Consider the following 12,502-nt stretch of genomic DNA (forward strand, 5'->3'; position numbering starts at 1 on the left):
ATTAAAACCCCGCTTCCTGACGCTGGCGGATGAGATGCGGCGGTGTTTCAGCATAGACATCCTCAAACATGTCGCGCATCGACGGCTTGCGACCGTCATGCAGCGTACCAATGGCTTCCGCTTCGCGCTGTGCGGCAACCACAAGGTCCATCACTTCGGCCTCTGCCTGCTTGTGACGTTCATCCGACCAGACGCCGCGCTTGATAAGATGGTTCTTGAGCCGCAGGATGGGGTCGCCGAGTGGCCATGCATCGCTTTCGGCCTTGGGCCGATAGGCGGAAGGATCATCCGAGGTGGAATGTCCGCCGGCGCGATAGGTCACGTATTCAATGATGGTCGGCCCGAGATTACGCCGGGCGCGTTCTACAGCCCATTTGGCAACCGCATGGACGGCCAGATAGTCGTTGCCGTCAACGCGAAGCGCCGGAATGCCGAAACCGTGCCCACGAGCTGCGAAAGTGCCGGAGCCACCGCGCGCAATGCCCTGAAAAGTGGAAATTGCCCACTGATTGTTGACGATATTCATCACTACCGGGGCTTTGTAGGTCGAAGCAAAGACCAAAGCTGCGTGGAAATCGCTTTCGGCGGTTGAACCGTCGCCAATCCATGCGGCTGCGATCTTCGTGTCGTGGCTGATGGCGGACGCCATGGCCCAGCCGACGGCCTGCGTATATTGCGTCGCGAGGTTGCCGGAAATGGTGAAGAAGCCATGTTCCTGTGACGAGTACATCACCGGAAGCTGGCGCCCTTTCAACGGGTCTTGTTCGTTGGAGAAAATCTGGTTCATCATCGTGACGAGCGGGTAATCGTCGGCGATGAGCAAACCCGCCTGACGATAGGTCGGGAAATTCATGTCACCCTTGCGCAATGCCTTGCGGAAAGCGCAGCTGACCGCCTCCTCGCCCAGATGCTGCATATAGAACGAGGTTTTGCCCTGACGTTGCGCCATCATCATGCGCGCATCGTAAGCGCGCAGGATCATCATGTGGCGAAGCCCGTCTTTCAGCTCATCGTCGGTCAAGGTGCCTGCCCAGGGACCAACCGCCTCGCCTTCGCGGTTCAAAACGCGGATGATGCTGAAAGCCAGATCGCGCATTGCTTCCGGCTTTTCATCGATTTCCGGTCTACGAACGCTTCCCGCACGCGGGATTTTGACATGGGAGAAATCCGGTGCATCGCCAGGCCGCCATTCAGGCTCGGGAACATGCAGGGATAGTACGACATCATCGCTCATGCGGGTAACCCTCGAAACTGGCCGCGCAACTGGCCTCGGGAACTTACAGAATGTCGAACGGGGGAATATTGGATTGGTTCCGTGCGTTTCGGAACCCCTAATGCCGGCACTGTTGTTCACATATGCCGACCTTGCTCCTCCCATGCGACATGGCGCCGATTTCCTCCTTCGGCACCATCCGCTTTCAGGGTGGAACGGGTTCAAAAATAAAGCAAGATTATTTTTCGACCGCTTCGGCACTCTTTTATGAAACCGGTTCGCTCTTGCTTGGAGGAGAAGCAAGGTGCACCGGACGAAACAAGCTTATTTCCGTGATTTAAATGGGATTTTAAGTGGAATGTTTCGCCGTCATATACCGCAATAATATTGCTTTTGATTGACGATAGCGTCAGTACCTGCTGGTACTGTTTCAGCTGTTCTGAGCGCGGTTTTCGTTTCTGACAGATTCAGCATGAGGCGTTTTGTCCATATATCACGGCATGAATAGCAGCCATCGGACGATATCGATTCTTCAAAAAGAAAGCCGCACCCAGAGGGTACGGCTTCGAATGGATCTATGAAATGTTCGGTTCAGCGGATCGCTTTACCGTCCGCATTAAATCGATGCACCTTGCTGTCATCAGGCGTAATGAAGATTACGTCGCCTTCATTGTAATGATGTTCGCCAAAGAGCCGTACCGTTATCAGACCAGCAGCTTCGGTTTCGACGTAAAGGATCGTATCGGCGCCGAGATGTTCAGCATGGATGACCTTGCCTTTCCACTTGCCGCTCTCGCGGCTGACGGAAATGTGCTCGGGGCGGATGCCGACAGTTTTCGCTCCAGTGTCATCAACACGGGTGCCGTCCACGAAATTCATCTGCGGCGAGCCGATAAAGCTCGCGACAAAGAGATTGTCCGGCTTGTTATAGAGTTCCATCGGCGAGCCGATCTGCTCGATGCGACCGGCATTGAGGACGACGATGCGGTCGGCGAGCGTCATCGCCTCAACCTGATCATGCGTGACATAAATCATCGTCGCCTTGAGCTCGCGGTGCAGCTTGGCGATTTCGAGCCGGGTCTGAACGCGAAGCGCAGCGTCGAGGTTCGACAGCGGTTCATCGAACAGGAACAGTTCCGGTTCCCGTACCAGTGCACGACCGATGGCGACGCGCTGGCGCTGTCCACCCGACATTTCAGCCGGACGGCGACCCAGATAAGGGTCCAGCGCCAGCATTGCCGAAGCCTTGGAAACGCGCGTTTCAATTTCGGCCTTGGGCGTGCCTGCCTGCTTGAGACCAAGCCCCATATTGTCCTTCACCGTCAGGTGCGGATAAAGCGCGTAGGATTGAAACACCATAGCGATACCGCGCTTGGACGGCGGCGTGACGGTTACGTCCTCGCCATTGATGAGCACCTGACCGGAAGAAACGTCCTCCAGACCCGCGATGGAGCGCAGAAGTGTTGACTTACCGCAACCGGAGGGGCCGACGAAGATGATGAACTCGCCGTCCTGCACTTCAAGATTGATATCTTTCAGAACTTCCTGTGCACCGTAGCGCTTGTGTATCGATTTGAGTAGCAGCGATCCCACGTAACAAATTCCCTTAGAGCATTTCCAGCAAAAGTGCGAAGCGGTTTTGCGTAGGATAATGCGTGAAAACAAAGAGATAGAGCGGTTCCACGATTCCGTTTTAACTGGAACCGCTCTAAATTCTACCGGCTTACAGTTTGACAGGCTGGCCCGAGCGCACGCTTTCATCTGCCGCAAGGCAGATGCGCAGCGATTGCAGCGCGTCATCCATATGTCGGTTGAGATCGATATCTTCGCGAATTGCCTTCAGCATGTAGGCTTGCTCGCGTTCGCACAATTCCTGATGTCCGGGCTCATCGGCCATGGAGAGATCCGTATCCGGTTTCATGAACTTGCCGTCTGCCCCGCGCTCTGCACGATGAACGCGGATTGTCGAGGTCTTGGTGTGCGCATCCACGTCGTCGGATTTTGTCACGGCCTCGTTCATCACGATCGACACGCAGCCATTCGGCGAGATGACATCCTTCACGAAGAAGGCTGTTTCCGACATCATCGGTCCCCAGCCTGCCTCGTACCAGCCGACCGTACCGTCATCGAACAACACCTGAAGATGGCCGTAATTGTACATGTCCGGCTTGATCTCGTCGGAGAGCCGCAAGCCCATGCCGCGCACTTCCACGGGCTTGGCATCCGTGATCTGGCACATGACGTCCACATAATGCACGCCGCAATCAACGATAGGCGACGTGGTGTTCATCAGGTTCTTGTGCGTTTCCCAGGTTGGGCCGCTGGATTGTTGGTTGAGGTTCATGCGGAAGACGTAAGGTCCGCCAAGCTGGCGTGCTTCGGAGATAAGCCGCATCCATGAAGGATGGTGGCGCAGAATATAACCGATGACGAGCTTGCGCCCATTGGCCCGCGCGCAGTCGATCACCCGGCGCGCATCCTCAACCGTCGTTGCCAGTGGCTTTTCCACGAACACATGAGCGCCCTGCTCAAGCGCCGCGACGGCATAATCCGCGTGGCTTTCCGAATAGGTGGCAACGCAGGCCAGATCGGGCTTCAGTTCCTTCAATGCTTCATGGAAGGAAGGATGGATTTCATAGCCTGCCAGTTCATCGGGCACGGCAACCTTGGTGCGATTGACGAGACCAATAATCTCGAAGCCGGGATTGCGGTGATAGGCGAGCGCATGGCTGCGGCCCATATTGCCGAGGCCGGCGGAAAGAACACGAACAGGATTTTGCATTGCAGAACTCATTTTACAGCCCCCGCGGTGATGCCGCGGATCAGCTGCCGCGAGAAGATGACATAAAGGATGAGGATCGGGAACATCGCCAGCGAAAGGGCCGAAAGGACGGCATTCCAGTTGGTGACGAACTGACCGATGAACAGCTGCGAACCGAGTGTCACCGTCTTGGTGGCTTCACTTGGCGCAAGGATCAGCGGGAACCAGAGATCGTTCCAGATCGGGATCATGGTGAAGACGGCAACCGTAGCCATGGCAGGCCGGATCAGCGGCAGCACCAGCTTGAAGAAGATCGCATATTCCGACATGCCGTCTATTCGCCCGGCATTTTTTAAATCGTCGGAAACGGTTCGCATGAATTCCGACAGGATGAAGATCGCCAGCGGCAGGCCTTGTGCAGTGTAGACGAGGATCAGCGCTGTCAGCGTATTGACCAGACCCGCAGCCACCATGCCCTGCAGCAATGCAACCGTGCCAAGCCGGATCGGGATCATGATGCCGATGGCGAGGTAAAGTCCCATCAGCGTGTTGCCCTTGAAGCGGTATTCGGCAAGCGCAAAGGCTGCCATCGCGCCGAACAGGATTACGAGAAAGATGCTCACCACAGTGACGATGGCGCTGTTCTGAAAATAGGTCAGGAAGGAACCCTGCTTCAGAACCGTTTCATAACCGATGAGGCTGAAACTTTCGGGCGTTGGAAACTGCAACGGCGTGCGGAAAATCGCATTGCGGTCCTTGAACGAATTGATCAGCGTCAGCGCCACTGGAAACACGGCGATCAGCATGTAGAAGATCAGGGCCGCATGGACGAGAGTGGTGCGAATGGGCGATGTACGTGCTTTCGACATGGTCTCGTCCTTCAGAACTGATAGCGGCGCATACGGCGCTGGATGCCGAACAGGTAGAGCGACACGCCTGCCAGGATGATGAGGAACATCACGGCGGCGATGGTTGCGCCCATGGACGGATTGCCAAGCTGCAGCTGGAAGCCGAAGAAAGTACGATAAAGGAACGTGCCCAGAATATCAGTCGATTTGTCCGGACCAGCAAGCGCGCCCTGCATCGAATAGACGAGGTCGAACGCATTGAAGTTGGCAACGAAGGTCATCACCGAGATCAGGCCGATGGACGGCAGGATCAGCGGCAGCTTGATCTTGAAGAATTGGCTCCAGCCGGTGATGCCGTCGCATTCGGCCGCTTCAATGATTTCATCGGGAATGTTCAGAAGGGCTGCATAGATCAGCATCATTGGAATGCCGACGAACTGCCAGACCGAGACGAGCGACACAGTGACAAGGGCGGTATCCGCCTTGCCGAGCCATGGACCGAACAACCATTTGAGACCGACGAGGTCCATCATCCACGGTGCGACGCCCCAGATCGGCGATAGGATCAGTTTCCAGATAAAGCCGACGATCACGAAGGACAGCAGCGTTGGAAGAAAAATCGCCGTGCGATAGAAGGCAGCAAAACGCAGCTTCGGCAGTGACAGCATGGCTGCCAGCAGAATGCCGATCGGGTTTTGAACAAGCATGTGAATGCAAAAGAATATAACGTTGTTTTTTAACGCATTCCAGAAATCGCGCGACCAGTTAGGATCACCGAAAAGCGCCTGGAAATTCGCGAATCCCACAAAAGCGCGCTGTCCGTCGACGACATTGAAGAATGCCTGCCGCAAGGTCTCGATCAGTGGCAGCACCATTACCGCCGTATAGATCAGGACACAGGGCAGAAGAAATACAAGTATATGCCAACGCCTCGGGCGCTTGTGCACGATACCTGTCATGTCGGCAGATTGGCTCATATAGGCATTCGCTCTTCAAGAGCATTTCCAGCAAAGGTATCAACCGTTTGCGTTCGGAAATGCGTAAAACCGATGGTTAGCGTTCTCGTTCACGAGAATGCGTGCAAACCGGGAAACCATATTTCCCATCCCTGCCCGCTCGCGTCATTTTAAACTGACACGGAATGCACCGATTGCAAAACAGCATGTCGATGCGTCAGATGAAAAGATATGGGCGGCGCGCCCCCGCGATCGCCGCCCATATTATCCCGCGTTTTTTACTTCGCAGGCTTGTACCAGCTATCCAGGCCTTCCTGCAGCTTCTTCGCGGCATCTTCCGGCGTCACAGTGCCGTTGATGACGTTGGCCGACTGAACCCAGGTTTCATTTTCGAGGTTCGGCGTGCCACGCGACAGGATCTGGTAGGTCGAACGAATGGTCGGCTTGCACTTTTCGCGCCAGGAAACGAATTCCTGCGCCAGTGGATCGCTCATCTTCACAGCCGTAGAGTTCAGGCTGAAGAAGCCCGGCAGCGCATTGGCGTAGATTTCAGCGAATTCAGGCGAAGACACCCAGTTCAGGAAAACCTTTGCCTGTTCTGCGTGCTTGCTCGAAGCATTGAGGCCGAGACCGATATCGTTGTGGTCGGAGATGTAGCAGGTATCGCCTGCATTCTTGACCGGCGGCGGGAAGGCACCCATCTTGAACTGTGCCTGCGTGTTGAACAGGCCGATTTCCCACGAGCCAGCCGGATAGATGGCAGCACGACCGAGCGTGAACAGGTTCTGGCTGTCCGGATAGGTCTGTGCTTCGAAGCCGTCGCCCAGATAGTCCTTCCACTTGGCAAGCACTGCAAACGGCTCGACCCATTGCGGATCGGTGAGCTTTTCGGTGCCTGCGATCAGAGCCTTGCGGCCTTCTTCGCCCTTCCAGTAGGTCGGTCCGATATTCTGGTAGCCCATGGTTGCGGCTTCCCACATATCCTTCGTGCCCATGGCCATCGGGATGTAGTTGCCGTCAGCCTTGATCTTGTCGAGCATCGCAAAGAATTCAGCCTCGGTGGCCGGCGGCGTAATGCCGAGCTGGTCGAAGGCGTCCTTGTTGTAGATGAAGCCGTGAATAACCGAAGCCATTGGAACGCAGAAAGTCTTCGACCCGTCGTCGGTGGTCCATGCGGACTTGGCGACGTCCGAGAAGTTCTTCATGCCTTCGAGATCGGTAAGATCGGAGAGCTTGCCCTTGTTGAACAGTTCGAGTGAGGTGTCGAACGGACGGCACGAAATCAGGTCGCCGCCTGAACCGGCGTCGAGCTTGGCATTGAGGGCCGCGTTGTATTCAGTCGGCGCGCTCGGTGCGAAATTGATCTTGATGCCAGGGTTTTTGGCTTCAAAAGCTGGAATGATCTTTTCCTGCCAGATTTGCAGATCGTCGTTACGCCAGCTTTCAACCGTCAGCGTGACGTCTTCGGCAAGCGCAGCCGATCCCGACGCCAGAAGCGTGGAACCCAGCAGCATGAGTTTCAACGTATTACGAACCATTTGACCTTCTCCCGTTTTTAGAGCGCAGATGCGCAAAAGAGGCGAAAGTACGCCAGACCGTTTCGGTACGATCGCTCCTCGCGTTGCGGGAAAAGTACCGGCCCCCGCCGGTGATCTCCATCCCAAATCCGCGTGCTCCTCGCCCTCAGCGGCATTGCGCTCCCCTTCTGCTGAAATTAATGCCAAAAACGTACCAATTGTCCAGAGAAGTTTACAACTTTCGTGCAGAAAAATTTAAAATGGTCGTTTTTCTCGAATTTTATCAACGAATTAATCAAATTTTTCACAAGCCGACAAATCTGCTTGGTTAATGGTATTTTTTTGGTATCTTCAAGTCGGAGGTATCTTCATGACTGAATTCTTCATTGGCGTTGACGGCGGTGGCACGGGATGCCGCGTCTTGGTGGCGGATGGCGACGGTGCGATTCTGGGTTCAGGGCGCAGTGGTTCTGCCAATATCGTCACCGATCCGCAGACGGCGCTGATTAATGTGATCGCGGCGATCGACAACGCTTTTGACAATGCCGGGCTGGACAAGGCGCATTATGCGACCAGCCATGCGGTTCTCGGTCTGGCAGGCGGTAATGTCGAGGGTGCAGGCACCCCGATAGAACGTGGTCTGCCCTTCGCGCACTCCAATGTGGAATTTGACGGCGTGATCGCCCTGCAAGGCGCGCTTGGCGATCAGGACGGGATCGTCGCTATTCTCGGCACAGGCACGGCCTATATCACGCGCCGGAACGGTCGCATCCATTCGGTCGGCGGATGGGGCTTCCCTTTGAGCGACCTTGGCAGCGGTGCACGGCTCGGCCAAAGCCTGTTGCAGGAAAGCCTGCTCGTGCATGATGGCATTCATCAGCGCACACGCCTGACGACGGACCTTTTGAACGAGTTCGACAACAATCCGGATAATCTGGTCGAATTTGCCTGGACTGCGAAGCCCGGCGATTTCGGCAAATATGCTCCGCGTGTTTTCCAATATGCGAGCGAAGGCGACGAAACCGCACGGATGTTACTGGAGCGCTCCGCTGCCTATATCAGCGAAACGCTCGACGTGCTGATCAAACAGGGGGCAGAACGCATCAGTCTGCTGGGCGGCATGGCGCCGCTTTATGTGGAATGGCTGCCGCCACACCAGCAGAAGCTTCTGGTCAAGCCTGCGGCTGATGCCTTGACCGGCGCCCTTCAGCTTGCCCTCAAGCGATATGGGCCGCAAAATGGAAAGGCGCGCGAATGAGCGGAAATTTCAGCGCTTTCCTGCCCAAGAACCTGCAGGGTTCTGCGCCGTCCTCCGGCGGGCCGCTCTATATGCAGCTACGTCAGTCGCTGGAGGCTGCAATCCGCGCCGGACAACTGGTCGACGGCGAAGCCCTGCCGCCGGAACGCGACATTGCGGAATATGCCAATATCAGCCGCGTGACAGTACGCAAGGCAGTGGACGATCTCGTCAAGGCCGGGCTTCTCGTGCGCCGTCATGGTTCGGGCACGTTCGTCGTACGCCCAAGCGAGCGCGTGCAGCAGTCGCTCTCCATGCTTACTTCGTTCACCGAGGATATGGCGCGCCGCGGCATCACCACGCAATCCCGGTGGCTGGAACGTGGTCTCTATTACCCCTCACCCGAAGAGATGATGAAGCTGGGTGTTTCTTCAGAGACGCGCGTTGCCCGCCTCGGGCGTCTGCGTATTGCGAGTGATATGCCGCTGGCCATCGAACGAGCAAGTCTTTCAAGCGAAATCCTGCCCGATCCGGATGCTGTAAAGGGCTCGCTTTATGCTGAACTGAGCCGTACAGGGTTTCGTCCCGTTCGCGCTGTCCAGCGTATAGCGGCCTGCAACATCAAGGATCCCGACGCACGTATTCTGGGCGTCAAGGAAGGCGATGCGGGTCTGTCCATCGAGCGACTGTCCTATTTGCCGTCAGGTCGTGTGGTGGAGTTTACAAAATCGCTTTATCGCGGCGATGCCTATGATTTCGTGGCTGAACTGACAATACCGCAATCTTGAACGACAGGTTCATCAAGGAAAACGGCCCGTTTTCGGGCCGTTTCTAAATTCGTGTCAATGGTGTTTCTTGCCTTCACGTGCCAGATCAGCCGTCGGATCAGCCGCCAGGCGCTTGCGCGCCCGGTCGTCCATCAACTCGTACCACATGGCATTGAGCACGGCGAAAGCCGCCGCAAGCGGAAGTCCCAACAACCAGGAAAAATACCACATATCGCTTTCCTTTCTCGGTTGGTTAGAGCGCATGAATAAGATGCGCGGTGAAACGAAACTTATAGAGCGGCGATCTGATGTAATCAGATCGCAAAGCGCTCTAATAAGCGTGATTACTATCGTCTTCGACCATTTCCTTATCCACCTTGCCCCACAGGACCTTGTAGACCCAAGACGTGTAAATGACGATCAGCGGCAGGAAGATGAGCGACACAACCAGCATAATGAACAGCGTCATATGGCTGGATGACGAATCCCATACAGTCAGGCTTGAACGCGGATCGAGCGACGATGGCAGAATGAACGGGAACATCGACACGCCCACCGACGAAATAATGCCGAAGATCGATAGTTTTCCGAACAGCAGCGGCATGAGTTCACGACGGCTGCGCAATGCGATGAAGACTGCTAGTGGTCCCAAAATGCCGAGCGCCGGGGCGATCAGCAGGACAGGATAGTTCACATAGTTAGCGAACCATGCACCATGATCCAGTTCAACAGTCTTGCGTAGCGGATTGGATGGCCCGTCTGTGACGATAGCGCTTGTGATCCGATAACCCGAAATCCAAAGCCAGCTGACGACGCCAGCCAGTACATAGAGCACAATCGTCAGAACAGCCGCGATACTGCCGTAGGACCGGGCACGCGCCTGAATATCACCGGTCGTTTTCAACACCAGCCACGAAGCGCCGTGCATGCTGAGCATAGTCACCGAAAGCACGCCGCAAAGCAGTGCAAACGGATTGAGCAGACCGAAGAACGAACCTTCATAGAAAATCTGAAGATCGTCGGCGAGGCGGAACGGAACGCCTTGCAAGACATTGCCTACAGCAACGCCGAAAATGAGGGCGGGAACGAAACCACCGATAAACAGCGCCCAGTCCCAGCCTCTCCTCCAGGCCTCACTGTCTCGCATGGACCGATATTTGAACCCGACCGGGCGCAGGATAAGCGCGAACAGGATGACGAACATCGCCAGATAGAAGCCCGAGAAAGACACCGCATAGAGCGGTGGCCAGGCTGCGAAAATCGCACCACCCCCGAGGATCAGCCAGACCTGGTTGCCTTCCCATACCGGGCCGATCGTATTGATGATGATACGTCGCTCGATATCGGTTTTACCGATGACGGGCATGAGTATGTCGACACCGAGGTCGAACCCATCCATCGCGGCAAAGGCGATCAGCAATACACCGAGCAGTACCCACCAGATGATGCGCAGGGTTTCATAGTCCAACAAATCGCTGAGTATCATGATCCTTACTCCGCAGGTGCAATGCTTGCCGGGGCGAGAATTGCTTCCGGCTTGCTGTCGGGTTCAGGTCCAGCCTTAATGGCACGGATCATCAGGGCCATCTCGATGATGAAGAGAACCGTATAGATGGCCACGAAACCGAGTATGGTCAGCAATACGGTAGATGCACCGAGATTGGAGACACCTACCGCTGTCGGCAATATGCCTTCGATGACCCAAGGCTGGCGACCGAACTCTGCAACGATCCAGCCCATTTCGGCTGCGATCCATGGCAGCGGTATCGCAAACACGGCGATCCGCAACAGGAACGGGTAACGGTCGAGTTTACGACGAGCGGACAGCACAAAGAATGTGCCCGTCAGCAGAATCAGGAAGAAGCCGATGCCGACCATGATGCGGAACGCCCAGAACAAGGGCAGGACGCCGGGAACGGTGTCGTTTGCGGCCTGCGTGATTTGCGCATCGGTTGCCTGACGCGGATCGTCGACATAACGCTTCAGCAGAAGCGCATAGCCCATCCACTGGCTGTTATCAGCAAAGACGTCCTTGACTTCCTGCGATACGGCGTTCGTATCGCCAGCCGCGCGGATTTTCTGCAAGGCGTCATAGGCGACGATGCCGTTGCGGATATGGTTTTCCGCGTTCTGGACAAGATCATTGATGCCCTGGATAGGGGTCGTGAGAGAACGAGTACCGATCAGGCCCATGACCCAAGGAATATGCACTGCGAAATGGGTTTCACGCGCTGCCTGGTCCGGGAAGCCGAATACGGTGAACGAAGCCGGAGCAGGTTCTGTTTCCCACATGGCTTCGATAGCAGCGATTTTCATCTTCTGGTGTTCATTGGCCAGATAACCGCTTTCATCGCCGAGCACGACAACAGACAGCGAGGCCGCCAGACCGAAGGATGCTGCAATAGTCAGTGAACGTTTGGCAAGCTCTACCGAACGGCCCTTGAGCAGATACCAGGCCGAAACACCAAGGACGAAAATGGATGCCGTGACATAACCGGCGGAAACCGTATGAACGAATTTGGCCTGTGCGACCGGGTTCATCAGCACCGCGAAGAAATCGGTGATTTCCATACGCATGGTTTCGGGATTGAATGCTGAGCCAACCGGATTCTGCATCCAGCCATTGGCGATCAGAATCCACAATGCCGAGAAATTGGAACCAGCCGCGACCGCGTAAGTCGCCATGAGATGCCCGACTTTCGACAGGCGGTCCCAGCCGAAAAAGAACAGGCCCACGAAGGTCGCTTCAAGGAAGAAAGCCATGAGGCCTTCGATGGCCAGCGGTGCGCCAAAGATGTCGCCGACATAATGGCTGTAATAACTCCAGTTCATGCCGAACTGGAATTCCATCACGATCCCCGTTGCGACGCCCATGACAAAGTTGATGCCAAAAAGCGTACCCCAAAATTTCGTCATCTGCCGCCAGATGAGTCGCCCCGTCATAACGTAAACGGTTTCCATGATGGCAAGCAGCACGGAAAGACCCAAGGTCAGAGGTACGAAGAGGAAGTGATAAAGTGCCGTGATTGCAAACTGCAATCGCGACAGGGAGACAATATCGAGTTCCATCTCTTTAAGCCGGTAACCCGGCCCTCCTGGTGTTATGAGCTACGCTTCCAGCGCGGCCCCCTTTTGAACGCGGCGGCTTCTTAGAACCCGTACTCCGCTTCAACTTCAAATATCGGTCCAGATATGGACACGGA

General features: G+C 55.7%; 11 protein-coding genes. 2 read left to right on the forward strand and 9 right to left on the reverse strand.

Annotation, left to right across the window (positions count from 1 at the left end; all coding sequences use genetic code 11):
• Nucleotide 1: 1 nt before the first annotated feature.
• From HWX93_RS00885 to HWX93_RS00910, 6 genes are all read right to left on the reverse strand, one after another.
• Nucleotides 2-1,234, reverse strand: coding sequence for a 3-methyl-2-oxobutanoate dehydrogenase (2-methylpropanoyl-transferring) subunit alpha (locus HWX93_RS00885; protein WP_012092949.1), 1,233 nt, complete (start codon nucleotides 1,232-1,234; stop codon nucleotides 2-4).
• Between the two features lie 570 nt (nucleotides 1,235-1,804).
• On the reverse strand, nucleotides 1,805-2,806 hold the full coding sequence (locus HWX93_RS00890; RefSeq protein ID WP_176036150.1) for an ABC transporter ATP-binding protein: 1,002 nt from the start codon (nucleotides 2,804-2,806) through the stop codon (nucleotides 1,805-1,807).
• Nucleotides 2,807-2,936: 130 nt separating this feature from the next.
• Entirely contained in the window at nucleotides 2,937-4,007 is a 1,071-nt protein-coding gene (locus HWX93_RS00895) for a Gfo/Idh/MocA family protein (RefSeq protein ID WP_176036151.1), read from the reverse strand.
• Entirely contained in the window at nucleotides 4,004-4,843 is an 840-nt protein-coding gene (locus tag HWX93_RS00900) for a carbohydrate ABC transporter permease (RefSeq protein WP_109988759.1), read from the reverse strand. Before HWX93_RS00900 ends, HWX93_RS00895 begins: the two co-directional genes overlap by 4 nt.
• Nucleotides 4,844-4,854: 11 nt before the next feature.
• Nucleotides 4,855-5,799 carry a carbohydrate ABC transporter permease gene (locus HWX93_RS00905; protein WP_010658745.1) on the reverse strand — a complete coding sequence of 315 codons (945 nt, stop codon included), beginning with the start codon at nucleotides 5,797-5,799 and terminating at the stop codon, nucleotides 4,855-4,857.
• 257 nt (nucleotides 5,800-6,056) lie between these two features.
• Nucleotides 6,057-7,316 (reverse strand): ABC transporter substrate-binding protein, encoded by a 1,260-nt coding sequence (locus HWX93_RS00910; protein WP_109988797.1) that lies wholly within the window; start codon nucleotides 7,314-7,316, stop codon nucleotides 6,057-6,059.
• A gap of 349 nt (nucleotides 7,317-7,665) precedes the next feature.
• On the opposite strand from HWX93_RS00910, the gene HWX93_RS00915 reads away from it, so the two are divergent.
• Complete coding sequence (locus HWX93_RS00915; protein ID WP_109988760.1) at nucleotides 7,666-8,553, forward strand: N-acetylglucosamine kinase; 888 nt, start codon at nucleotides 7,666-7,668, stop codon at nucleotides 8,551-8,553.
• Nucleotides 8,550-9,320, forward strand: coding sequence for a GntR family transcriptional regulator (locus HWX93_RS00920; protein WP_176036152.1), 771 nt, complete (start codon nucleotides 8,550-8,552; stop codon nucleotides 9,318-9,320). The genes HWX93_RS00915 and HWX93_RS00920 overlap by 4 nt, the downstream gene beginning before the upstream one ends.
• Nucleotides 9,321-9,374: 54 nt before the next feature.
• On the opposite strand, the gene cydX is transcribed toward HWX93_RS00920, so the two are convergent.
• The 3 genes from cydX to HWX93_RS00935 form a co-directional block, all read right to left on the reverse strand.
• Nucleotides 9,375-9,530 (reverse strand): cytochrome bd-I oxidase subunit CydX, encoded by a 156-nt coding sequence (gene cydX, locus HWX93_RS00925; protein ID WP_029375948.1) that lies wholly within the window; start codon nucleotides 9,528-9,530, stop codon nucleotides 9,375-9,377.
• Nucleotides 9,531-9,630: 100 nt separating this feature from the next.
• Nucleotides 9,631-10,785 (reverse strand): cytochrome d ubiquinol oxidase subunit II, encoded by a 1,155-nt coding sequence (gene cydB, locus HWX93_RS00930; protein ID WP_109988762.1) that lies wholly within the window; start codon nucleotides 10,783-10,785, stop codon nucleotides 9,631-9,633.
• Between the two features lie 5 nt (nucleotides 10,786-10,790).
• On the reverse strand, nucleotides 10,791-12,368 hold the full coding sequence (locus HWX93_RS00935) for a cytochrome ubiquinol oxidase subunit I (protein ID WP_176036153.1): 1,578 nt from the start codon (nucleotides 12,366-12,368) through the stop codon (nucleotides 10,791-10,793).
• Nucleotides 12,369-12,502: the final 134 nt, after the last annotated feature.

The organism is Brucella tritici (genome assembly GCF_902825325.1).
Classification (GTDB): Bacteria; Pseudomonadota; Alphaproteobacteria; order Rhizobiales; family Rhizobiaceae; genus Brucella.

Excerpts from the sequence above, each read along its gene's own strand:
- HWX93_RS00900 (WP_109988759.1), bottom strand. The coding sequence starts at position 4,843 with ATGTCGAAAGCACGTACATCGCCCATTCGCACCACTCTCGTCCATGCG.
- cydX (WP_029375948.1), bottom strand. The coding sequence starts at position 9,530 with ATGTGGTATTTTTCCTGGTTGTTGGGACTTCCGCTTGCGGCGGCTTTC.
- HWX93_RS00935 (WP_176036153.1), bottom strand. The coding sequence starts at position 12,368 with ATGGAACTCGATATTGTCTCCCTGTCGCGATTGCAGTTTGCAATCACG.
- HWX93_RS00895 (WP_176036151.1), bottom strand. The coding sequence starts at position 4,007 with ATGAGTTCTGCAATGCAAAATCCTGTTCGTGTTCTTTCCGCCGGCCTC.
- cydB (WP_109988762.1), bottom strand. The coding sequence starts at position 10,785 with ATGATACTCAGCGATTTGTTGGACTATGAAACCCTGCGCATCATCTGG.
- HWX93_RS00905 (WP_010658745.1), bottom strand. The coding sequence starts at position 5,799 with ATGAGCCAATCTGCCGACATGACAGGTATCGTGCACAAGCGCCCGAGG.
- HWX93_RS00915 (WP_109988760.1), top strand. The coding sequence starts at position 7,666 with ATGACTGAATTCTTCATTGGCGTTGACGGCGGTGGCACGGGATGCCGC.
- HWX93_RS00910 (WP_109988797.1), bottom strand. The coding sequence starts at position 7,316 with ATGGTTCGTAATACGTTGAAACTCATGCTGCTGGGTTCCACGCTTCTG.
- HWX93_RS00920 (WP_176036152.1), top strand. The coding sequence starts at position 8,550 with ATGAGCGGAAATTTCAGCGCTTTCCTGCCCAAGAACCTGCAGGGTTCT.
- HWX93_RS00885 (WP_012092949.1), bottom strand. The coding sequence starts at position 1,234 with ATGAGCGATGATGTCGTACTATCCCTGCATGTTCCCGAGCCTGAATGG.